Raw genomic sequence first — 22,542 nt, 5'->3', positions numbered from 1 at the left:
AAATGATTATGAAAAAAAGTTCAATTAGAATGAAATCATTATTAGGTATATTCTTATTAAGTGTCATGGGTATTTGTGTTGTATCAAATACCTATGCACAACAAGATCCACAGTATACACAGTACATGTTTAATACAATGTCGGTTAACCCTGCATATGCTGGATCTAGAGGACATACGGTAATTTCAGCTTTAGGAAGAACGCAATGGGTTGGTTTTGATGGTGCTCCAGATACTCAAAATTTAAGTTACGATACTCCTTTAGGTTATACAGGTTTAGGACTAGGAGTTAACTTAGTTAATGATAAAATCGGACCTTCTCATGAAATTTATTTGGATGCTAATGTTTCTTATACAATTGAAACTGGTCAACAAGGTAATTTGGCATTTGGTTTACGTTTAGGAGGTAGATGGTTGAATATTGATTGGTCTAAAGGAACAACAACAACGGCTGAAACATTTCCTCCGGTTAACAGAATATTACCAACAATTGGTGCTGGGTTATATTACCATGAGCCACAATGGTATGTTGGATTATCGGTTCCGAATATTATCAGAACAGAGCATTATGATAATGATTTACCAAGTGGAGAAGTTGCTTTAGAAAGAATGCACTTTTTCTTCATTACAGGATATGTTTTTGATTTGAATGAAGATTTAAAATTTAAACCAGCTCTTTTATTAAAAGGAGTTTCAGGAGCACCGTTATCGTTAGATGTTTCTGCAAATTTACTATTTAGTGAGAGATTTAGAGTTGGTGTAGGTTGGAGATGGGATGACTCTATTAGTGCTCTATTAGGGTTTCAAATCTCAGACTCTTTAATGATTGGGTATGCCTATGATTTAACAACGTCTAATTATAATGTAGTTAATTCAGGAACCCATGAAATTATGTTACGTTACGAAGTATTTAAAGAAATAAAATATAGATCTCCTCGATTCTTCTAAAAGAAGAAAGAATAATTTAATCCCCCCCATCTTATTGTATAATTTATATTAAAAGAATATGAATGTTAGGTTATTACCTATACTATTTTTTATAGTAGGGGGAAATTTATTTAGTCAAAGTTTAAAAGTAGCAGATCGTTATTTCGACGAGTTTTCGTTTATGGAATCTGCTAAGATTTATGAAGCTCTAGTACTTCAAAAAGGAGACAGTTCGCAACATGTTTTATCTAGGTTAGCTGATTCGTATTATAATAATGCAGATACAGAACAGGCCGAAAAATGGTATCAAAAGCTTTTAAAGAATTATCAAGAGATTGATAATAAGTACTTGTTTAAGTATGCTCAGGTATTAAGAAGTATTGGAAAATATAAAGAGTCGGACTCGATACTTCATGTATATGCTTCAAAAGGAGCGCATTCTGGTTTAACAAATGAGCTTGAGAATGAAGATTATTTACTTGATTTTTCTAAAAATGATGATAAAAGAATTAGTATACGAAACCTAGGAGTTAATTCTCCTTTATCGGATTTTGGAGGTTTCTTGTTGAATGGAAAAGTATATTTTACATCTGCTCTTCCTAAGAATACGAAACGAGAACGAATTTATAAATGGAATAACCAACCATTTTTAAATATTTATAAATCTGATGAAGAAATTACAACTTTAGAGGAAAGTAAAAAAGATACCATTTTGCGTTTGGTAAATCAGGAGCTTTTTGAAGCTCCTATAACAACGGATGTACATGAATCTACACCTATTTTTTCAAAAGACGGTAAGACGATTTACTTTACAAGAAACAATTCTAATGGTAAAAAGGTTGGAAAGGATAAAAAGAATACGTCCAATCTAAAAATATACAAAGCTTCTTTGGTAAACGGATATTGGATTAACGTTACTGAATTACCTTTTAATAGTGATGAATACTCAGTAGGACATCCTGCTTTGAGTCCTGACGAAAAAACATTGTATTTTGTTTCTAATATGCCTGATGGTTATGGCGGAACAGATATTTACAAAGTTTCAGTCAATGATGAAGGTGAGTATGGAGAACCTGAAAATTTAGGAGAAAAAATAAACACCCCTGGAAGAGAGATGTTTCCCTTTATTGGAGAAGATAATACATTGTATTTTTCATCTGATGGACACTTAGGTTTAGGTTTGCTTGATATTTTTCAAGCTAAAATTAAATCAGATAATAGCTTTTCTAGTGCAAAAAATTTAGGATATCCATTCAATAGTAAAAGAGATGATTTTTCATTTTTCTTGAATGAAAATGGTAAAAAAGGTTTTTTCTCCTCTAATAGAAGAGGAGGAAAAGGAGATGATGATATTTATAGCTTTTTTATCTATTCAGATCCTCCTGTATGCTACCAAACAGTGACAGGAGTTATTTCAAATGCTAAAACCAATGGTTTTATTGATGGAGCCGTAGTTAAATTAGTTGGAACAAACGGTCGAGTAATAAGTGAAACACTCTCTGATGTAAATGGAGGTTATTCTTTTACAAATGTTTTATGTAGTACTAAATTTATAGTACAAGTGAGTAAGTTTGACCATAGGTCGAATGCAACTACCATTACAACAAGAGAAAAAAGAGGTGAGGAAATACGAAAGGATATAACTTTAACTCCGTTAATTGTTGGAAACCAAATTGTAATAAATCCGATTTATTTTGACTATAACAGAGCTTTAATTAGAGAAGATGCTGAATACGAATTAGAGAATATTGTTACGGTAATGACGAATCACCCTGAAGTAGTAATCAAGATTGAATCACATACGGATAGTAGAGGAGGTAAGGATTATAATAGAAAGTTATCAGATAGAAGAGCTAAAGCTACTCGAGATTATATTATTTCTAGAGGTATTTCAAAAAACAGAATAGAAAGTGCTATTGGGTATGGAGAAGATCAATTATTGAATAATTGTGATGATAGCAATAAGAAGTGTTCAGATGTAGATCATCAAAAGAATAGACGATCTTATTTTTACATTGTAAAAGGAGGAGAAAATATAAAAGCTCGTCAGGAAGCTGAAAAAATAAAGGTTCAAAAGAAAATATCAAGAAGGAATAATTTTCTACAATTTTTAAGAAAGAACTTTAAAAAGTCTGATTCAAAAGGAAATGACAAATGTTTAAAAGAAGACGATAATTGTGAAGACAATATTAAATCAGCAAAGCAGCTGAAATTATAGATTTAAGTTTCCCCTTAAATTGAAGCCGTAGAAATACGCACCATGAAGCTCTGTTTTTTAACAGAGCTTTTTGATTTTAGATATAATAAAAGCCAATAGATGAAGTTATAAGAGTAAATGTAAATAGTAATAAACATATCATGAAAAAAGTAATTTTCCCTTTAGCAGTACTTGCTGTATTAACAACTTCATGTGTTTCAAAAAAGAAATATGTAGAGTTAGAACAGCGTTATAATGACACAAGAGGTAATTTGCAAAAAACAACTCTTGAGAAGGAACAATTGGAAGCGAAATTCGCTAAAATAGAAGCGAGAGTGAGTGATTATAACAATAAAATTAACTCTCTTAAAAATGTAAATGCATCTTTAGAAGAAGAAAATAATGTAAAGTTAGATATGGTTGAGAATACCGTGATATCTAATTCATTAAAGAAAAAGATGAGAGCTACTTTATCAAAGGTAGATCCTTCAGAGTTAGAAGGAGTAAAAACTTTAAAAGATTCTATGAATGTTGCGATAGCTCATAACTTGAAGAAATCTATTAATACGAATGACTTAGAGAATTCTGATGATATTAATATTGATATTGACCAAACAGTTGTGATGATTTCTGTTTCAGATAAAATGCTATTTAATACAGCAAGCTATAGAGTCAAAAAGAGTGCTTATAAGCTCATTAAAAAATTAGCTGAAGTAATTAACTCAGAACCAAGTATGGATGTAATGATAGAGGGACATACAGACTCTAGAAGCATTAATACAGCTGTATTACAAGATAACTGGGATTTAAGTGTAAAAAGAGCAACATCAATTGTAAGAATCCTAGAGAAGAAATATGGGGTTGATGCTAGTAGACTTATTGCATCTGGAAGAGGAAGTTCAGTACCTTTAGTAGAGAATAATACTCGAGCTAATAGAGCTCGAAATAGAAGGACTAGAATCGTGATACTACCGAATTTGGATAAGTTTTTTGGTTTGTTAGCAGAAGAGGAGAAAATAACACCTTAACACAACAAAAGCAATTGCTATTATAAATTAAAAGTTTGTTTATAAATAAAAAGCCCAAAGTATATACTTTGGGCTTTTTTTATTGTTGTAAGAATTTATTAAATTCCTAAATCTTCAAACATATTAATTAGTTTTTCACCTTGAGATGGTGCAGGAGCATTTGAGCTAACAATATTTCCATCAGGATCAACTAAAATAAACTTTGGTAAACCTTTAATTAAGAAGTTTTGCGCCCAAGGTAAACGTAGATGACTTTGTCCACTAAATAATTGTACACCAGTCATTTCTCTATTAACAATAGTTTCTTTCCATTTTTCAAGTTTATCTTGTGTATCAACATTAATACTTACAAACTCAATGTTTTTACCATGATATTCTTGCTCTAATCTTTTTAATAAAGGAATTTCTCTTTTACAGAAACCACACCACGTTGCCCAAACATCAATATAAAGATATTTTCCATGTCCTAATAAATCATCTAATGAAGTAGTACCTCCATTATAGTTTACATAATCTTTAAACTTAGGAGCAGGTTTACCTTTTGCAACTGTTTTTAATAAGTCGTAATCTTTAGTAACTTCTTCTTTGTGACCTTTATTGGTAGAGTACCCCATAAATTTATTATAGTACTCTTTTAAGTTTTCAGTATATGTAATATCACCTTTAACTCTCTTATATAACAAGTCGTTTTTAATTAAACTATCAGTTACTTCAGTCTGAATTGTTTCTAAATGTGTTAAATAAAAATCTTCACCTTCTTTATTATTTTCTTTAGCTTTTTTCTCAAGCTCTTCAGAAACTAACTTAGAATAAGAAAATGAGTCCATATAATTATTAGCTTCATTAAAAGATAAATCTTCTAATACATTAGGGAAGTTTTCAGATACAACATATTCGTTATCTCCTGAAAGTAATCTGTAATTCTTTTGATATAAACTTAAGTTTCTTAAACACTCACTTTCTATATTTTGAACTTCTCTTTTTAAGAAATCAGCAGGTAAATTACTGCTAATAGTCAAGTCAGTTAAAGCTTCTTTATATTCGTCTACTTTATCAACAAATTCACTTTCTTCTAATGAATATAATTTACGAGCGCTTCCAAAAATTTCTGGATATTTTTTAGCTCTTTCTACGAAGTATGCATTGATATTTGCATTTTTTCCTTCAAAATTAATTAAGTCTGCTTTTTTCGAATCAAACAAAACTCCAGTATCATCTGTTTTTGAAAGATAAAGCGTTAAAGCTTTGTTTTTATCGTAGATAAGGGTGTAATAACCATCTCTGTCAATTCTAAGAGTATCAACAAAAGAACTAGTTTTTCTATCAAATTTTATTCTTTTCTCAAAGTTAAAACCAGATAGTGTTAGATTTCTCTTTTTTAAGTTTTCTATTTTACCCGAAAGAACTAAATAATCTTTAGCAGGTTTATCGTCCTTACAAGATACAATAGCTAATCCTAAGAGAGTTAGAAATGCTAATTTTTTCATTTTTTTGTAGGTTTTTAGGGTGTTCATATTAAATATAATAAAATATCTAATACAGGGGTATTAATTCTTTAAATAAGAGCCGAAAATACTTTTTTTACTGTTCTTTTCAAAGAATTTAACAAATTATTTGAGTTTTATGCATGGTAAGGTAACCTTTTGATTTAAAGGTTGCAAAGATTTTTCACGCAGTAAAGAAACTAATTTAGAAATAAAAAATAAAACCGAAGTAGCAGCTTCGGTTTTTAGTTTTTCTTTTTTCATAACAACTCTCCCACAAAATGTAAACGTGATAGTAGATAGTTTATCATAGTATAGATGTTTTTGTTAAGACTATGTTAAAACAATTATCGTGCCGAAAATTGTAACTTTTTAACATATTTATTGCGAAGGTTAGAAAAAAAAGAAAATTAATTTGTTAAATATTTAATAATTAGGAAACTATTAAGAAATAAAAATATTTTTAAAGGAGCAGTTTATTAATTTTTTCAAAAAAATGCTTCTTATAAGTATCTCCAATAGGTAAGTTTTTTCCATTACTTAGGTAAACAGAAAGAGAATCTGTTTTAGAAATATGCTGAATAGCTACAATAAATGACTTATGAATCTTGACGAAATTTTTAGATGACAATTCATTTTCAAAATGTTTTAAGGTACTGTAAGTAATAATTTGCTTATTCTTTAAATGAAGAGAAACATAATTTTTCAAACTTTCTATATATAGTATTTCGTTTGTATATACTTTTTCAAAATTATTTTTTCCATCGGTTTTTATAAAAATATATGTATCACTATTAGTTATTGGTTTGATATCTTTTGTTGGCTTTACCTTTAAAATCGCATTATAAAAACGTTCAAATTCGAAAGGTTTGAGAAGATAATCAATAGCATTTAACTCATAACTTTCTAAGGCAAATTGAGGATACGCAGTTGTAAAAATAATATTGATTTTGTCCTTTATAATTTTAGATAGCTGAATACCTGTAATTGTGGGCATTTGAATGTCTAAGAAAACTAAATCGAGGGTTTCAGATTCTATAATACTAATAGCTTCAATTGGATTAGTTGTAGACCCAACAAGTTCTAAAAAAGGAACTTTTTTTACATAGGATTCCAATAATCTTATTGCAGGTGCTTCATCATCAACAATTAAACATTTTAAAATTTTCATGGTTAGCTATTTTTTATAGGTATTTTTAAATATGAAGTAAACATATTGTTTGTTTCTTTATGTTCAAAAATGAAGTTGTTAGAAAATAATAACTCTAAACGTTTCTTTAGATTTTCTCGTCCTATTCCTTTACTACTATAATTCTTAACATTAGATACTTTGTTGTTAGTTCTAAGTTCTAAAGAGTCTGAATGTACGGTAATAGATATTTCAGCTGGATTATCGGAATCATTGATAATGCCATGCTTGCAAATATTTTCAATAAAATGTACTAGTACTAATGAAGGAATTTCTTGCTCTTTTACTTCACCTTTTATAGATAGATTTAGAAACAAATTGTTCTCAAATCTTTTTTCATAAAAATAAATATAGTCTTTGATAAATTTAAGTTCCTTTGTCAAAGGCATATAGTCTTTTTGAGCTTCATAAGTAAGATATCGTAATAACTCGGAGAGTTTATGAATGCCCTTGGCAGTTTCTGGCTGTTTTTCTGCCAATTCAGAATAAAAAACATTTAAGGTATTAAATAGGAAATGAGGCTCTAATTGTGTTTTTAATGCATCTAATTCTGCTTTCTGGTGCTCTAATTTTAGTTCATGAATTTTGTTTTTATTTTCTAAAAAACGAAATAGTAAATAAATAAATGTACTAAATAAAATGATTTTTAAACTGTAATAAGAATTGTCAAAAATATAATACCAAAAAGTACGTGAGCTATCAGAGTAATTGTGAAAGCCTCCAATAGAATACACCACAATTTCTTCTAAAAAAAAACGAATACCAGCAAAAATGAAAAACAATGAAATTTGACCAAGAACAAAATAGATAAGATTTTTCTTAGCTAAAGTTCTCGGACAAATAATTCCAACATTAATTGCATATACACTAAAGAATGTAATATAGAAAGTTGTTTTATATAATAGTCCTAGTTGAAGGTTTGAGAAGAAACGTTCGTGACCACCCGTTACATAACTTCGAAATAAGTCCATTCCTACAATTATGAGCCCTAAAACTAAGTGGTATTTATATGTGTTTTTTAATTCCATAGTTCAAAAGTAGCCATAAAGGTAACTTTCTTTTTCTTTTTAAGATGTAGTTTCTGTTTTTTAGGACAAACAGGTAAAACCATACAATGAAATAGATGATGTAATGTTTTGTAGGATTGATACGATGTATTTGAGTGTTGGTTGAAATTGAGGTTTTAAAGGAGACTAAGTACATACTTTTGGAGTATCGAAATCAAAAACTTAGAACCATGAAATCAAGAATTTTACTAATCATTTTGTTTATTACAACTTCAATATTTGCTCAAAAAGCTCAAATAGATGAACATTTTAAAAATGTCAAGTCATCAGATTTATTAATCTTAGGATCATTCCATTTTGCAAATCCACAATTAGATAGTTATAAACCAAAGCATACGGTAGATATCTTTTCAGAAAAGCGTCAAAAAGAATTAAGAGAATTACTAAATGTTATTAAAAAATACGCACCTACAAAAATAGGAGTAGAGTGGAAGGCAAGCAGACAGAAGAAACTAGACTCTCTATATACTGCTTATTTAGATGGAAAGTTCACATTAAAGTCAAACGAAATTTTTCAAGTAGCATTTAAGTTAGGTAAAGAATTAGGACATAAAAAGTTGTATGCAGTAGATGCTCCTTCAAGAAATTTTAAGAGTGATTTAACTCAAAAAGAATATAAAGCAAAGAAGAACTATTATGTTCAAAAGGCAGGTCCAGCAATGTTTAAAAGAGAAATGGATATTAACGACACCTATTTTAGTTTATATGAAAAAGGAGATAAGTTAAAAACGGAAATGTCTTTGATAGAGTATTTTAAAATCATGAATAATCTAGATGTTGTTAGCCATAATCACGGGCATTACTTAATTGGTGAGTTTAAAATGGGAGAGGCAGAAAAAGGAGATTATTTTGGAGCAGACAATTCAATTTGGTGGTATAGCAGAAACCTAAGAATTTTTCAAAATATTTTAAATATGAATAATGCTGGAGAGGATAAAGTATTTGTGTTAATGGGAGCAGGACACTTATCAATTTTAAATTTCTTGGCAAAATCATCTGTAGATTTCAATTTGAAAAGCTTTGAAGAGATTACTAAACTTTAATAAAATTAATATGAAAAAAATATACTTACTATTGGCAACTGCAGTTTTGTTACTTACTGCATGTGCAAAACAAAAATCGGACGAAAAAACAAAAGAAAAAGAACAAATAGTTCAGCAAGAAGCAACGAGTGATTTAAAGAAAATTCCGGTACTAAATTTTGGAACCTTTCATATGGGAGAAACTTCAGATGCGACCAAAACAGAGTTTGATGAACATGATAAAAAAAATCAAGAAGAAGTTCATAAAGTGGCAGCAATGTTAGCTCAGTTTAAGCCTACTGTTATTATTGTGGAAACAACTGCATCGTATAATGAAAAGTTACAATCGCTGTATAAGGCGTATGTGGATAACCCAAATATGAAGTTTGAAAGGCCAGATGAAGTGGAGTTACTAGCGTATGAATTGGGAAGGTTGTCAAATACAAAACGAATTTATGGTATCGATCATAAAATGAGTTATAATTATAATATTGGAGCAGAGATAAAAAATGAAGTAGATGCTGAATGGTATGAAAAGTATTATAAAAACCCTTTAAAATATTATCCTGAAGTTAACTATGATGAAACTCAATTAAACCTTTTAGAAAAGTTAAAACAAACCAACCACGATCGTTTTCTAGATTTTTTAATCACAGTTAACGCAGATATGTTAACACATGCTGCCACAAAAGATAATTTTGAAGGAGCTGATGAGGCAGCAAAATATTATCAACGAAACTTAAGAATGTACACCAATTTAAACAGAATAGAACTTAACGAAGATGACCGAGTGTTTATATTAATGGGAGCAAGTCATACTGCTTTTTTTAGAGACTTTATAAGTAGAAGTCCAAAGTATAAAATGGTCAATACATTTGATTATTTGAAATAGTATAGATAGAACTTTTACATATAAAAAAGCCTCGCAATTTGCGAGGCTTTTTTATATCTATTCTCTTGTTTCTAAAAATCTAAAGGTTTTGATTTTTTATTATAAATGAATTACTTCATCATAAGCATCAGCAACTGCTTCCATTACTGCTTCACTCATTGTTGGGTGAGGGTGAATTGCTTTTAATACTTCATGTCCAGTAGTTTCTAATTTACGAGCAACAACCGCTTCAGCAATCATATCCGTAACACCAGCACCAATCATATGGCATCCTAACCATTCACCATATTTAGCATCAAAAATTACTTTTACAAATCCATCAGGAGTTCCAGCTGCTTTTGCTTTACCAGAAGCAGAGAATGGGAATTTACCAACTTTTAATTCATATCCAGCTTCTTTAGCTTTTTCTTCAGTTAAACCAACAGAAGCGATTTCTGGAGTTGCGTATGTACACCCAGGAATATTTCCATAATCGATAACTTCAGTGTGTACACCTGCAATCTTTTCAACACAAGTAATTCCTTCCGCAGAAGCAACGTGCGCTAAAGCAGGACCAGGAGTAACATCACCAATAGCATAATAACCTGGAATGTTTGTTTGGTACCAATCGTTTACTAAGATTTTATCTCTATCAGTAATAATTCCAACATCTTCTAATCCGATGTTTTCAATGTTTGTTTTAATTCCAACTGCCGATAAAACAACGTCAGCTTCTAAAACTTGCTCACCTTTCTTTGTTTTAACAGTAGCTTTTACTCCGTCACCAGAAGTATCAACAGACTCAACAGAAGAGCTCGTCATTACTTTAATACCAGCTTTTTTGAAAGAACGTTCCATTTGCTTAGAAACATCTTTATCTTCAACAGGAACAATGTTTGGCATAAACTCAACAATAGTAACCTCAGTACCCATTGAGTTATAGAAATGAGCAAACTCAACTCCAATAGCACCAGAACCTACAACAATCATCGATTTTGGTTGTGTTGGTAAACTCATTGCCTCACGGTATCCAATTACTTTTTTACCATCCTGTGGTAAGTTTGGTAACACACGAGAGCGTGCTCCAGTAGCAATAATAATATGGTCAGCACTGTATTCAGTAACTTTTCCATCTGCATCAGTAACATCTACTTTCTTTCCAGGTTTTACCTTTCCAAATCCGTCGATGATATCAATTTTATTTTTCTTCATTAAGAATTGAACACCTTTGCTCATTCCTTCAGCAACACCACGACTACGTTTAATAACAGCTTCAAAATCTTTATCAATTGCCTCTGCTTTTAATCCGTACTCATCAACATGTTTTAAATAATCATATACTTGAGCAGATTTTAATAATGCTTTTGTTGGAATACATCCCCAGTTTAAGCAAATACCACCTAAGTTTTCCTTTTCAACTACGGCAGTTTTAAATCCTAATTGTGATGCTCTAATAGCGGTTACATAACCTCCAGGACCACTTCCAATTACTAATACGTCGTATTTCATGATGTTTAATTTTCTTGTTGTTTGTTTTAATATTGTTTTGGGCGTTCGAGCGGGCTTTCATTACTCGCTATTGTTTTCTTAAACGAGCTCAAACAAACCATTCAATCCCTAACGCGAAATTACATTCTTTCAGGAACCTGAATTCCTAATAATTCGAATGCAGATTTTATAGTATCAGCTACCTTTTTAGATAACTGAATTCTAAATACTTTTTTATCTTGATTCTCTTCTCCTAAAATCGATACGTTTTGGTAAAAAGAATTGAACTCTTTTACCAAATCATAGGTATAATTAGCAATAACAGCTGGCGAATAATTCTTAGCTGCTTGCTGAATTACTTCAGGATATAATTCTAATTGTTTGATTAACTCCTTTTCTTTTTCGTGTAACTCAACACTTACTTGAGCTGAATAGTCAAATGTAGCCTTACGTAAGATTGACTGAATTCTTGCATAGGTATACTGTACAAAAGGACCTGTATTTCCTTGGAAATCTACAGATGCTTGAGGGTCAAACAAAATTCTCTTTTTAGGATCTACCTTTAAAATAAAATATTTTAAAGCACCTAAACCAATCACTTTGTATAAAGCCTCTTTTTCTTCATCAGAATATCCTTCTAATTTTCCTAATTCTTGAGAAATTTCGCGAGCAGTTCCCGTCATTTCATCCATTAAATCATCCGCATCTACTACGGTACCTTCACGAGATTTCATTTTACCAGAAGGTAAATCAACCATACCATAACTTAGGTGGTATAACTGGTCTGCCCAAGAATAACCTAATTTCTTTAAGATTAAGAACAATACTTTAAAGTGGTAATCTTGTTCGTTTCCTACCGTATATACCATACCGTTTAAATCCGTAAAGTCTTTTGCACGTTGAATTGCTGTACCAATATCTTGTGTCATATATACTGCAGTACCGTCAGAACGTAAAACTAACTTTTCGTCTAAACCATCTTCCGTTAGGTCACACCAAACAGAACCGTCTTCCTTTTGGATAAAAACTTTGTCTTTTAACCCTTGCTCAATAATATCTTTCCCTAAAAGGTAGGTGTTACTTTCATAGTATAATTTGTCAAAATCAACACCAATGTTTTTGTAGGTAACATCGAATCCGTCGTATACCCAACCATTCATCATTTCCCATAAAGAAACAGTTTCAGTATCTCCAGATTCCCATTTAGAAAGCATATCTTTTACTTCTGAACCAATTTTACTAAATTTATTGAAATATTCATTCTTGAAGTTAGATTTAAACATTTTCTTTTGACCTTCATCGCTAAAATCAAACTCAAACAAATCCTTATCAGTTGGATGTGGAGAAGCAATAATATGATTTTCCCCATCTTCATTAGTTAGCTTTTCAGCTAAATTTTTATTTTGATCGATTAAAAATTGTTTTTTAAACTCGTCAGTTTTCTCAAATTCTGAATATTCTTTCTGAAATTCCTGCTCAAATTTTACATAATAATTACCAACTAATTTATCTCCTTTTAATCCTGTAGATTCAGGAGTTTCACCGTTTCCAAAACGCTTCCAAGCTAACATAGACTTGCAAATGTGAATACCACGGTCGTTGATAATTTGTGTTTTATATACCTTATGCCCAGCAGCTTTTAAAATTTCTGCAACAGAATATCCTAATAATACATTACGAACATGTCCTAAGTGTAAAGGCTTGTTAGTATTAGGAGAAGAATATTCTACCATACGGCTATCTACTGAATCTGCCTTTGCAAAACCGTAGCGTTCATCTGTAGAAATTTGATTAAAAAAGTTGGTGTAAAAACTATCCGCAACTACTAAGTTTAAAAAACCTTTTACTACGTTATAACTAGTAATATCTTCAATATTTTCAACTAAGTAGGTTCCTAAATCTTCACCAATTTGAACTGGATTTCCTTTTTTGTACCGTAATAATGGGAAAACCACTACTGTGATATCTCCTTCAAAATCTTTACGGGTTGCTTGAAATTCCACACTTGGAATTTCTACATCATACAAGGCTAAAAATCCTTCTTTTACTTTAGTTTCTAGTAATGTTTGAATACTCATTAGTTAATTAAAATTGAAGTGCAAAATTACATAATTTATTTGGATGATATTTAAACTCATTCTAACAATTTATATGGGTATTTTTGTAGGGTGTTTTATCCAAAAAGAATGTTTAAAAATCTCATAAAGTCATGTTCCCTTTTTTTATTATTAGGTTGTTTTAGAAGTGAGAAAAACAGCATGAAAATACCTTCAACAGAATTACCTGAAACTATTGAAGATACTGTTTTGGAAAGGAACAATCCAAGATTTTTAGATTTAACGAAACACCAAATATTTATTGATACTACTGGAAATTCAAAGAATTATAAAAGTATCATTTCGTGGAAGGAATCGGATTTAGATAAGGCATTGATAAGTGCTTCTCTAAAAGAGTTAGGAGTAGAAATAAAGGATAAGAATATTGATACTTATAATTTTCCGATTCATTACATTTCTTTGAGAAAGTTAAATAATGAGTTTGTATTGTTAGACCCATGTGATGGTATAGACCCTCGGTTTGCGATAAAGAAAAATGCTTTTGTTTTTTATGGGCCTTTAGAGTCCTATGTGGAGGTTATTACAAAGTTGGTTAGGATTTCTAAGAATAAGATAAAGTTAGAATTGAAAACTCATAAATCATTATCATCTGATCAAAGGTCTATTCTAGAAATAGAAAGAATAAAAGACTTCTTATATGTAATGACGTATCAGAATGAAAAAAATAAAAAAGAATATTATTTAACCACTGTAGATTATGCTAAAGATTTTGATGTGGTTGTAAATCATTGCCCAACAATGAAGATGCCTGCCATAATTGATAGGCTTGACAATTTTAAAGGGAATGAAATAATCGAAGTAGTAGAGTAATAAAAGATGTATCAATGGACAAAGACTTAGAAAATTTAAAAAAGTTATCGGCAGATAAGTTAGAAGAGAATAAAAAATACTTTCAACGTTTAAAAAAAAGAACACCTAAACGATTAGATTTAGTGGTTCAAGAAATTCATGAAGAAGAGTTTGAACGTACCGATTGTTTAGACTGTGGAAACTGCTGTAAAACTACCAGTCCGATGTTTACCTATAAAGACATTGAAAGAATTGCAAAGCATTTGAAAATGAAGGTAGCCGATTTCAAAGAACAATATTTAGAAATTGACTCTGATGATTTTCATGTGTTGAAGTCTGCACCTTGTCCGTTTTTAGATTTAAACGATAATTCTTGTTTTATTTATGATGTGCGTCCCAAAGCATGCTCTGAGTATCCACATACCAATAGAAGGAAGTTTATTCAGTTAACAAACTTAACAATTAAAAACACAGAAGTTTGTCCAGCAACGTATAGAATCGTAGAAGAATTGAAGAAGAGATTACCTATGTCGGGAAGTAAGAAGCGCTAAATATTAATTGCTATGAATAAGAAGCGACTAATTGAACATCATTTATGCTTTTTAAAGCAAAATAGAGGAATACATCAGTGTTTTAAAAATATTGAAACAATTGTTAGTCAAAGAAGAGAGTTTAATATAAGTATCATATTGGATCAAAAATTTGATTTAGAAATAGAAAGTGAATTTTTATACATTCCAGATGATACTAATATTATACCGGAAACTAACTATTCTTTAGTTAATAATATCACTTATATGACGGCTTCTTCTGAGGTAATTTCAAGTTGGAATGAAAATATTGCGATAACAGTAAAAAAAGTTACAACTCCTACAGATTTAGAAGTTTTTAGCGAAGTTCAAGTACGTGGATTTAATGAAACTGATGAAGCTTATTCAGATTGGTATCCTTGGTTAAGAACACAGAATGTTGAAGGTTTTACATATGAAAATCAGCATTATTATATAGCTTATATAAATGAAGTGCCCGTTGGAGTATGTTTAATTGTAGAAGATAAAAAGATTTATGGTCTTTATGCTATAGCTACAAATCCGAAGTACAGAAAACAAGGAGTAGCAACTACCATAATGAAGAAGTCATTAGAAGCGTGTCAACTTCCAAAAGATAGTATATTAGCGCTTCAAGTATTGTCTAGTTCAGGTGCAGAACGACTTTATAAAAACTTAGGTTTTGTAAAAGAGTTCTCATTGAACATGTATCAGAAACAAGATTAAATATACCTTTTTATAAAGGGAAGTTATAAGGCAATTAAATAGTAGTAAGTGCGATTCATCAGAAATTACTATTTTTAGAAAAAATATATCATATTGGAAACCCTTGTAAACTATTTCGAAACGATCCCATCAACCCACAGAGCATTAATATTAACAGGAGGAATTACTTTTTTCTGGTTGCTTGAAAGTGCGGTACCTTTATTTAAGTTTGACTATAAAAAATGGAAGCATGCTTGGCCTAATTTATTTTTTACCGGAACAACGGTAATCATCAATTTTGTATTGGCCTTCTTGTTATTAAAAACTTCAGATTGGGTAGTTGCGAATGATTTTGGATTGATTAATTGGTTGCCAGAAATGCCTTTGTGGTTATATGTATTATTAGGCGTATTATTTTTAGATTTCTTTGGAGCCTATTTAGCACATTTAGTAGAGCACAAAGTAAGACCTTTGTGGATGGTGCACTTGGTACATCATTCAGATCATAAAGTAGATACCACTACAGCTAATAGACATCATCCTATAGAAAGTGTGATTCGATTTGCATTTACCTTAATGGGAGTATTTTTAGTAGGTACACCAATAGCTATTGTAATGTTGTATCAATCGTGTTCTTTGGTATTAACACAATTCAATCATGCTAATATTAAACTGCCAAGAAAACTAGATAAGGCGTTGAGTTATATTATCTGTTCTCCAGATATGCACAAAGTACATCATCATAATTTGCTACCATACACCGATTCTAATTATGGAAACATTTTTTCTGTATGGGATCGCTTATTAGGTACGTACATGGAATTAGATAGAGAGAAAATAGTGTATGGAGTTGATACTTTTCCAGATGAAGAAAAGAATTCAAGTTTAAAAGAGCTATTAAAGCAACCTTTTCAAGGATACCGAAAGCCAACCAACTTAGAAGAATTATAATAAAAAGCGAACCATTTAGGTTCGCTTTTTTAATACCTCTTAATATACTAAAGGAAAAATTTACAAATTTAATTAAGAGTATTTCTTTCTAACTTATGCAGGATAACAGTCGTATCCGTTTAATAGAGTATTACTCATATAGTAAGTTCCTCCAGTTTGGTAATTTTTTGGATAGCATCTGTATTTCCAAGTAGGAACATAATCGTCTGGTTCACTATAAATTGGAGTAGAATTACCTTCGTTAGTACCTCCAGTCCAATAGTTACTCCAACCTACAATAACTCCACCTTGTACGTTTTTTAAATCTTCTTTTGATAATTCTTTTACCTCTTTTAGGTTTAAAATGTTTCGTTTCATAATATTTTAAATTAGTATTTTTCACTAATTTAGGTTGAAGCAAAGTATTGTACAGCGTTAACTTTCCGAATGCAAAGTTTTTCTTTTCAAATAGCTTTAGTTTAATAAAGATAAATTAAACTCTGTTCGAATTTTTCGTTTATTCTCTTTTTTTAGAAATCGAATTTTTTGTTTTAAGATAAAATAATCTTTTAAATCTAAGTTTGGATTGATGCTAATAAGAAGGTTTTTCTTTTCTATTGACGTATTTAAGAAATGAAAATCTTCTTTGGTGTTTATTGTAATTATTTTGGGAGAATATTTTTTCAGGTAAAATTCCATACTTTCATTATATGATGGATAAGGAGGGAGCAATGTATTTTTAAACTGCTCTAATTGTTTGTGTGAAAATTGGAAATAATCGAAAAAAAAGGCATATGAATTTTCTTTGAAGTTATAATCTGTAATTAATACTACGTTTTGCCAATTTACCTCCCACGTTTCTATATAACATTCTACTAAATCTTTTAGTAGGATTCCTTTTCCTATATAAATTACAGCAACAGGTGGTCTTTCAAAACTTCGGTGATTAATAAATAGAAAGTTTTTGATGTTTGTTTTATCGGATAAGATTTTATCATTGATTTTTAATTTAACAGAATCTTTATCAGTTTTGAATAGATGGAACCCTGAGTCGAATCCGCTTATAGAATCTTTAATAATATTACTTTTTATTCCAATCAAATCATAATTTGTACAATCATTTTTACCATAATAATTCTTCCAAAAATTGTATTTATGATTGTCAATATATAAAGTTGAGTCTTTAGTATTAAATCTTAATTTCTGCATTAACGTATCTTTTTTGAAAAAGAAGGTTATCTTATTTTGTTGATTTTGATACCGAGCTTTAGTAGTATAAGAGTACATATCAGAAAAATAAGCAGAATCATTTTTAAAGATGATAGAAGGTAAATTAGAGAAACTACCATCGTTGTTCATATTAAATCAAACTCCATTGAATTTATGAGGTTCAAATTTTTTCTGACAATTGATAAAACTTAAAGTAATAAAAAGTAAAGCAATTTTTTTCATACCCATAAATATAAAAAATATGAAATAAAATAAAAAAGCACCAATCGGCAGATTGATGCTTTTTTGAAACAATTAATTAGTTTTTAAACTATTGGTTTTTTGTTGGCTTTAATGTTAGAAACATCATAACCCCCAAAATTCTTCATATAGGTTTCAATAGAAGTACCAAATGCATCTTTAAATTTATGATGCCCATTTGATCTTAAATACTTCTTAACATTACCGGCTCCACTTAAATGTGCTGCCGCTAAAATACCTGATTCAGTAATTTTAATTCCGTTTATAGTTTTACCAACACTTCTTCTAATGTCTTTACGTAAAATCCATTTATTTACTTTACAGTAAGCAATAAAAACTTTCTCTTGTAATTCTGGATTTGTTAAAAACTGTTGTGTGTTATAAACTCTAAAACGTTTTAAAGTTTCTCTACCAAATTGATATTTTCCTAAATAACCTAATTTGTTAACAATTCTATACTTTCCTTGTGATTCTTTAAAAGCAACTGCTTCTTTAAAACCTACGAAGTCATTTTGTAAAAAAGGAATGTTTACTTTTTCATTTGTAGTGATAAAAGTAACCGTAGCAGTAGTCGTTGTTGTTTTCCCCTTTTTGTTTGTTGTTGGATTTGTAAAACTACTTAGTAAGACAAACCCTAATATTATTAATACTAAATTTCTAATAATTAATTTCTTTCTGTTTAGCGGTACAAAGGTATGTTAAATAAGTGTAATAAACTAAAAATCAGAAATTTACGGTGTTTTTCATTTTGTCAAAATAGGAAAAAAACCCTGTGTTTTTTATGAGGATAAAAATAGAAATCAAGAATAATTATCAACTTGATAAAATTTAACAAATACTTTTGAAAATAAATTTTTGTTAAAATTATCTTTTAATTCCTTGTTTGCTAATCCATCTTTGGTATTTCGCTGCATTTCTATTATGTTGTGCTAAAGAGTTTGTAAAATCATGATAACCGATTTTATCAATACTTGCACACATAAAGTAATAATTGTGCTTTTGAGGGTTTAAAACCGCGTCGATAGCAGAAATATCAGGCATCGCAATTAAAGTAGGAGGTAAGCCCCTATTTTTATAGGTGTTATAAGGAGAGTCTTTGGTTTCGTCAATATACTTAAAGAGAACACGCTTAATAACAATATTTTTATCCTGCTGTTGTTTTGCATAAATAATTGTAGGGTCAGCTTCTAAAGGCCATCCATCTCTTAAACGATTTAAATACAATCCAGCAACCGTAGGTCTCTCGCTTTTTTGTACCGTCTCTTTATGAACTATAGAGGCCAATGTAATGGCTTCTTGAGGTGTCAAATTTTGTTTTTTTGCTTTTTCTAATCGAGTAGTATTCCAAAAACGTTTGTACTCTCGAAGCATTTTATCTCTAAATTTTTCTGCTGAGGTGTTCCAATACAATTCATAGCTATTCGGAATATACATTCCTAATGCCGATTTTTTACTAAAATCATTTTTCTTTAAAAAACTAGTATCTGTAAAAGCATTTATTAGTGAAGTAGAATCAGCTTCAATTTGTTGGGCTATTCTTCCGGCTAATTTTTCCAAAGTATCTTGATTATTAAAGGCTACTTTAATAGGAGTTTGATTTCCACTTCTTAATAAATTGACCACATCATTCATACTCATCCCTTTCTTCAGTAAATATTTACCACCTTTGGGTTTGGTAAATTTTTTCTTTTCAGCAACCCAAACAAAGTTTTCAGGTTTATTAATATACTCGGTTAATAGCTTTTTAACATCCATTAAATGATAGTTAGATCCTATATAAATGGCTCCATCTTTTTTTACCGCATTACCGAATATTTTCTGATAAAAATTAAATCCGACAATTCCTCCAATAATAAGTAGAGCTAAAACCGATATGTAAATAATTTTTTTATTCATTGATTAACTGAAAAAGTATTTCGTCTTTAAAAGTTTTATTACTAAAAATCCAATCTTTTTTTATACCAACTTGTTGAAATCCATGTTTTTTAAATAATTCCAAACTATTTAAATTGATCGCTGTAATATTAGCGTATAATTGGTGTAAATTCAAATGATTGAAACAATATTTTATCAAACATTGCAAAGCATCTGAAGCAAACCCTTGTTTTTGAAAGCTGGGATGAATCAAAATACCAATACCAGCTCTTTTGTGTTGCGGATTAAAATCAAATAAATCAATCATTCCAACAGATTGTCCACTTTCATTTTCAATTACTAAACGTAACTGTTTAGCTTCATAAATATCTAAATGAGCATTTTCTAAATATTGTCTTAAAAGAAACTTAGAAAAGGGTGCTTGTGTATGACTAACTTCCCAAAACTCTTCGTTATTTTCTATTTCAAAAAGAAACTGAAGATCTTCAGGTTCTATAGCACGAAGTATTGTATGTTGTCCTTCTAAGGTATTCATTTAAATAGAAATTTGTCCTTTAAAAACAAAAGTTGCTGGGCCGCTTAGGTAGATATTAGAATATGAACCATTGTGTTCATTAAAACTAACAGAAAGTGTCCCTCCTTCAACTGGAAGTGTAAGATTGTTTTCGGTAGTTTTTTTTGTAGCATGCATTGCCAATGCAACAGCAGTTACTCCGGTACCACAAGCTAATGTTTCATCTTCTACACCTTTTTCATACGTTCTTACTCGAAAAGTTTTGTTGTCAATTTGCTGAACAAAATTCACATTGCTTCCAGGTACTCCATAAACATCATATCTAATTTTTTTACCTTGTTCATAAACTGGGTAGTCTGTTAAATCATTTACCATTTGAACATGATGCTGTGTGCCTGTATCTGCAAAAACGTAGTGATTATTTACTTTTACTTCATCTACATCAATCATATGCAGTGATACAATACCATCAGAAATTTCAGCATAATGTTCTCCGTCATGAGCCATGAAATTGGTTTTAGAATCGATTATGCCTAAATATTTAGCAAAAGCAACAATACATCTAGCACCATTACCGCACATGGTTTGGGTTCCATCGGCATTGTAATAAATCATTCTAAAATCAGCAGTTTCATGTGTTTCCAATAACATAACTCCATCTGCTCCAATTCCAAAATGACGATCACATAATTTACTTATTAAAGCGATGTTGTTTTTTGGAAAGGTTTTTGTACGGTTATCGACTATAATAAAGTCATTACCCGTTCCTTGATATTTGTAAAAATCTAAAATCATTGCGTTAGCAAAGATACATATTTATGGAGGAAAAGAGGTGTGTTAAATAGCGGTTAAAATGCGTTAAAATGAAGTTAAACACATTTTGTTAAAATGTTAAAAATGTATATTTGAATCATAAATTATTTGTAAGCATATGAAGAAAATTTTTGGAATCTTAGGAGTAGCGTTTATCGGTGGCGCAGTTGCGCTTACAGGCTACAAAGTGTTAATTGAAAAACCACAAGTTGTTGTAGAGCAAACAGAGCCTACTTTACAAACAGTAAAAGCAGGTTATACACCTACAGTTATTAATTCATCATCAAAGCCCACAGATTTTACTGAAGCGGCAGAAAAAACAGTCAATGCAGTAGTGCATGTTAAAAACACTTCTGTAAGAACCAAACAAGATCCGTATAGTTTCTTTTTTGGTGGGGATGGAACTCGTGAATACAAGCAAGTGGGTACAGGAAGTGGTGTGATTATTTCACCTGATGGATATATTGTTACTAATAACCATGTAATTGCGAATGCTACAGACATTGAAATTACTTTGAATAATAGAAAGAAAATAAAAGCAGAATTGATTGGAGCAGATGAAGCAAATGATATTGCTTTATTAAAAGTAGATTTTGAAGGTGACTTACCAAATTTACCGTTTGCAAATTCAGACAATGTAAAAGTAGGTGAATGGGTACTGGCTGTTGGAAATCCATATAACTTAACCTCTACTGTAACTGCAGGAATAGTGAGTGCAAAAGGGCGTGATTTAGAAGGGAATGGAAATAAAATAGAATCTTTTATTCAAACAGATGCAGCTGTGAATCCTGGGAATAGTGGAGGTGCTTTGGTTAATACAAGAGGAGAATTAGTTGGTATAAATACAGCTATTACTTCAAGAACAGGTTCGTTTATTGGGTATTCATTTGCAGTTCCTTCAAACATTACTAAGAAGATTGTTGATGATTTATTAGAATTCGGTTCTGTACAGCAGGCTTTAATTGGTTTTAGACCCCATCAAGATGTTGAGGGTGTAATTGAAGGAGTTAAAATTGATAAAGTTTTTGAAGAAGGAGGAGCGAAAAAAGCAGGATTAAGAGATGGAGATGTTATTACCAAAGTAAATGATGTGAAAATTTCTAAATTTTCTGACTTAAAAGGACAGTTAACAGCAAAAAGGCCTGGTGAGTATATTAACGTAACAGTAGATAGAGATGGAGAAGAGCTAACAAAGGTGGTGAAGTTAACCAAATTAATAGAAGTACCAGTTAGTAGAGTTTTACAAACAGAATTCGAAGATGTTTCTAAGAAAGACCTGCAAAAGTATAATATAGAAGGAGGAGCTAAGATTAAAAGTACTCAAAACGCTGCATTCAAGGAATTTGAGGTTGGGAAAGGATATATTTTAACCAAAATTAACGGAAAGCAAGTAACTTCGGCTAAAGAGGCTGTTCAAATGTTAGATGCTAACTATAGTAGAACAAGAAGACTTTTACTAGAAATGGTAAGTCCGTCTGGACAAGTGGAAAGATTTAGATACTAAGAAGT

20 protein-coding genes are annotated in these 22,542 nt (G+C 30.4%); 10 read left to right on the top strand and 10 right to left on the bottom strand.

Annotated elements, in window-relative coordinates:
* The first annotated feature begins 29 nt into the window (after positions 1-29).
* The 3 genes from ABNT22_RS13145 to ABNT22_RS13135 all read left to right on the top strand — a co-directional run bounded on the left by ABNT22_RS13145 (position 30) and on the right by ABNT22_RS13135 (position 4,151).
* Positions 30-947 (top strand): type IX secretion system membrane protein PorP/SprF, encoded by a 918-nt coding sequence (locus ABNT22_RS13145; protein ID WP_348713894.1) that lies wholly within the window; start codon positions 30-32, stop codon positions 945-947.
* A gap of 58 nt (positions 948-1,005) precedes the next feature.
* On the top strand, positions 1,006-3,144 hold the full coding sequence (locus ABNT22_RS13140) for an OmpA family protein (RefSeq protein ID WP_348713892.1): 2,139 nt from the start codon (positions 1,006-1,008) through the stop codon (positions 3,142-3,144).
* A 140-nt stretch (positions 3,145-3,284) separates the two neighbouring features.
* Complete coding sequence (locus tag ABNT22_RS13135; protein ID WP_348713890.1) at positions 3,285-4,151, top strand: OmpA family protein; 867 nt, start codon at positions 3,285-3,287, stop codon at positions 4,149-4,151.
* Between the two features lie 98 nt (positions 4,152-4,249).
* Here the strand turns inward: ABNT22_RS13135 and ABNT22_RS13130 are convergent, their stop codons facing one another.
* From ABNT22_RS13130 to ABNT22_RS13120, 3 genes are all read right to left on the bottom strand, one after another.
* Complete coding sequence (locus ABNT22_RS13130) at positions 4,250-5,638, bottom strand: TlpA disulfide reductase family protein (RefSeq protein ID WP_348713888.1); 1,389 nt, start codon at positions 5,636-5,638, stop codon at positions 4,250-4,252.
* A 460-nt stretch (positions 5,639-6,098) separates the two neighbouring features.
* Positions 6,099-6,806, bottom strand: coding sequence for a LytTR family DNA-binding domain-containing protein (locus ABNT22_RS13125; protein WP_348713886.1), 708 nt, complete (start codon positions 6,804-6,806; stop codon positions 6,099-6,101).
* Positions 6,807-6,808: 2 nt separating this feature from the next.
* Positions 6,809-7,852, bottom strand: a complete 1,044-nt coding sequence (locus ABNT22_RS13120) for a sensor histidine kinase (protein ID WP_348713884.1) — start codon at positions 7,850-7,852, stop codon at positions 6,809-6,811.
* Positions 7,853-8,061: 209 nt separating this feature from the next.
* Between ABNT22_RS13120 and ABNT22_RS13115 the strand changes: the two genes are divergently transcribed.
* Positions 8,062-8,934 (top strand): DUF5694 domain-containing protein, encoded by an 873-nt coding sequence (locus ABNT22_RS13115; RefSeq protein WP_348713882.1) that lies wholly within the window; start codon positions 8,062-8,064, stop codon positions 8,932-8,934.
* A 10-nt stretch (positions 8,935-8,944) separates the two neighbouring features.
* On the top strand, positions 8,945-9,805 hold the full coding sequence (locus ABNT22_RS13110; protein WP_348713880.1) for a DUF5694 domain-containing protein: 861 nt from the start codon (positions 8,945-8,947) through the stop codon (positions 9,803-9,805).
* 99 nt (positions 9,806-9,904) lie between these two features.
* On the opposite strand, the gene lpdA is transcribed toward ABNT22_RS13110, so the two are convergent.
* On the bottom strand, positions 9,905-11,293 hold the full coding sequence (gene lpdA / locus ABNT22_RS13105; protein WP_348713878.1) for a dihydrolipoyl dehydrogenase: 1,389 nt from the start codon (positions 11,291-11,293) through the stop codon (positions 9,905-9,907).
* A gap of 119 nt (positions 11,294-11,412) precedes the next feature.
* Positions 11,413-13,350 carry an arginine--tRNA ligase gene (argS, locus tag ABNT22_RS13100; protein ID WP_348713876.1) on the bottom strand — a complete coding sequence of 646 codons (1,938 nt, stop codon included), beginning with the start codon at positions 13,348-13,350 and terminating at the stop codon, positions 11,413-11,415.
* Between the two features lie 180 nt (positions 13,351-13,530).
* Here argS and ABNT22_RS13095 point away from each other — a divergent pair, with 180 nt between their 5' ends.
* The 4 genes from ABNT22_RS13095 to ABNT22_RS13080 all read left to right on the top strand — a co-directional run bounded on the left by ABNT22_RS13095 (position 13,531) and on the right by ABNT22_RS13080 (position 16,382).
* Positions 13,531-14,199, top strand: coding sequence for a hypothetical protein (locus ABNT22_RS13095; protein ID WP_348713874.1), 669 nt, complete (start codon positions 13,531-13,533; stop codon positions 14,197-14,199).
* Positions 14,200-14,213: 14 nt separating this feature from the next.
* Positions 14,214-14,729, top strand: coding sequence for a YkgJ family cysteine cluster protein (locus ABNT22_RS13090; protein WP_348713872.1), 516 nt, complete (start codon positions 14,214-14,216; stop codon positions 14,727-14,729).
* Positions 14,730-14,741: 12 nt separating this feature from the next.
* The gene (locus ABNT22_RS13085) at positions 14,742-15,452 is read left to right on the top strand and encodes a GNAT family N-acetyltransferase (RefSeq protein ID WP_348713870.1); all 711 of its coding nucleotides are present in this window, start codon (positions 14,742-14,744) and stop codon (positions 15,450-15,452) included.
* 93 nt (positions 15,453-15,545) lie between these two features.
* Positions 15,546-16,382: a sterol desaturase family protein gene (locus ABNT22_RS13080; protein ID WP_348713868.1), complete on the top strand. Its 837-nt coding sequence runs from the start codon at positions 15,546-15,548 to the stop codon at positions 16,380-16,382.
* Between the two features lie 93 nt (positions 16,383-16,475).
* Here the strand turns inward: ABNT22_RS13080 and ABNT22_RS13075 are convergent, their stop codons facing one another.
* The 5 genes from ABNT22_RS13075 to dapF all read right to left on the bottom strand — a co-directional run bounded on the left by ABNT22_RS13075 (position 16,476) and on the right by dapF (position 21,015).
* Positions 16,476-16,739 carry a bacteriocin gene (locus ABNT22_RS13075; RefSeq protein ID WP_348713866.1) on the bottom strand — a complete coding sequence of 88 codons (264 nt, stop codon included), beginning with the start codon at positions 16,737-16,739 and terminating at the stop codon, positions 16,476-16,478.
* Between the two features lie 96 nt (positions 16,740-16,835).
* Complete coding sequence (locus tag ABNT22_RS13070) at positions 16,836-17,570, bottom strand: hypothetical protein (protein WP_348713865.1); 735 nt, start codon at positions 17,568-17,570, stop codon at positions 16,836-16,838.
* Positions 17,571-18,695: 1,125 nt separating this feature from the next.
* A complete protein-coding gene (mltG, locus tag ABNT22_RS13060) occupies positions 18,696-19,727 on the bottom strand; it encodes an endolytic transglycosylase MltG (protein ID WP_348713863.1) in 1,032 nt (343 codons plus the stop codon).
* On the bottom strand, positions 19,720-20,241 hold the full coding sequence (locus ABNT22_RS13055; RefSeq protein WP_348713861.1) for a GNAT family N-acetyltransferase: 522 nt from the start codon (positions 20,239-20,241) through the stop codon (positions 19,720-19,722). Before ABNT22_RS13055 ends, mltG begins: the two co-directional genes overlap by 8 nt.
* Positions 20,242-21,015 carry a diaminopimelate epimerase gene (dapF, locus tag ABNT22_RS13050; protein WP_348713859.1) on the bottom strand — a complete coding sequence of 258 codons (774 nt, stop codon included), beginning with the start codon at positions 21,013-21,015 and terminating at the stop codon, positions 20,242-20,244.
* A 136-nt stretch (positions 21,016-21,151) separates the two neighbouring features.
* On the opposite strand from dapF, the gene ABNT22_RS13045 reads away from it, so the two are divergent.
* The gene (locus tag ABNT22_RS13045) at positions 21,152-22,537 is read left to right on the top strand and encodes a trypsin-like peptidase domain-containing protein (RefSeq protein ID WP_348713857.1); all 1,386 of its coding nucleotides are present in this window, start codon (positions 21,152-21,154) and stop codon (positions 22,535-22,537) included.
* Positions 22,538-22,542: the final 5 nt, after the last annotated feature.

The organism is Tenacibaculum sp. 190130A14a (genome assembly GCF_964048965.1).
Lineage (GTDB): Bacteria > Bacteroidota > Bacteroidia > Flavobacteriales > Flavobacteriaceae > Polaribacter > Polaribacter polynesiense.
Note: the sequence above shows the minus strand (reverse complement) of the source record. Positions and strands in the feature narration are given on the sequence as shown.

Excerpts from the sequence above, each read along its gene's own strand:
- ABNT22_RS13085 (WP_348713870.1), top strand. The coding sequence starts at position 14,742 with ATGAATAAGAAGCGACTAATTGAACATCATTTATGCTTTTTAAAGCAA.
- ABNT22_RS13125 (WP_348713886.1), bottom strand. The coding sequence starts at position 6,806 with ATGAAAATTTTAAAATGTTTAATTGTTGATGATGAAGCACCTGCAATA.
- ABNT22_RS13130 (WP_348713888.1), bottom strand. The coding sequence starts at position 5,638 with ATGAAAAAATTAGCATTTCTAACTCTCTTAGGATTAGCTATTGTATCT.
- ABNT22_RS13055 (WP_348713861.1), bottom strand. The coding sequence starts at position 20,241 with ATGAATACCTTAGAAGGACAACATACAATACTTCGTGCTATAGAACCT.
- ABNT22_RS13090 (WP_348713872.1), top strand. The coding sequence starts at position 14,214 with ATGGACAAAGACTTAGAAAATTTAAAAAAGTTATCGGCAGATAAGTTA.
- ABNT22_RS13110 (WP_348713880.1), top strand. The coding sequence starts at position 8,945 with ATGAAAAAAATATACTTACTATTGGCAACTGCAGTTTTGTTACTTACT.
- ABNT22_RS13070 (WP_348713865.1), bottom strand. The coding sequence starts at position 17,570 with ATGCAGAAATTAAGATTTAATACTAAAGACTCAACTTTATATATTGAC.
- ABNT22_RS13120 (WP_348713884.1), bottom strand. The coding sequence starts at position 7,852 with ATGGAATTAAAAAACACATATAAATACCACTTAGTTTTAGGGCTCATA.
- ABNT22_RS13145 (WP_348713894.1), top strand. The coding sequence starts at position 30 with ATGAAATCATTATTAGGTATATTCTTATTAAGTGTCATGGGTATTTGT.
- ABNT22_RS13140 (WP_348713892.1), top strand. The coding sequence starts at position 1,006 with ATGAATGTTAGGTTATTACCTATACTATTTTTTATAGTAGGGGGAAAT.
- ABNT22_RS13075 (WP_348713866.1), bottom strand. The coding sequence starts at position 16,739 with ATGAAACGAAACATTTTAAACCTAAAAGAGGTAAAAGAATTATCAAAA.
- mltG (WP_348713863.1), bottom strand. The coding sequence starts at position 19,727 with ATGAATAAAAAAATTATTTACATATCGGTTTTAGCTCTACTTATTATT.
- ABNT22_RS13135 (WP_348713890.1), top strand. The coding sequence starts at position 3,285 with ATGAAAAAAGTAATTTTCCCTTTAGCAGTACTTGCTGTATTAACAACT.
- ABNT22_RS13045 (WP_348713857.1), top strand. The coding sequence starts at position 21,152 with ATGAAGAAAATTTTTGGAATCTTAGGAGTAGCGTTTATCGGTGGCGCA.
- ABNT22_RS13095 (WP_348713874.1), top strand. The coding sequence starts at position 13,531 with ATGAAAATACCTTCAACAGAATTACCTGAAACTATTGAAGATACTGTT.
- ABNT22_RS13115 (WP_348713882.1), top strand. The coding sequence starts at position 8,062 with ATGAAATCAAGAATTTTACTAATCATTTTGTTTATTACAACTTCAATA.
- dapF (WP_348713859.1), bottom strand. The coding sequence starts at position 21,015 with ATGATTTTAGATTTTTACAAATATCAAGGAACGGGTAATGACTTTATT.
- lpdA (WP_348713878.1), bottom strand. The coding sequence starts at position 11,293 with ATGAAATACGACGTATTAGTAATTGGAAGTGGTCCTGGAGGTTATGTA.
- argS (WP_348713876.1), bottom strand. The coding sequence starts at position 13,350 with ATGAGTATTCAAACATTACTAGAAACTAAAGTAAAAGAAGGATTTTTA.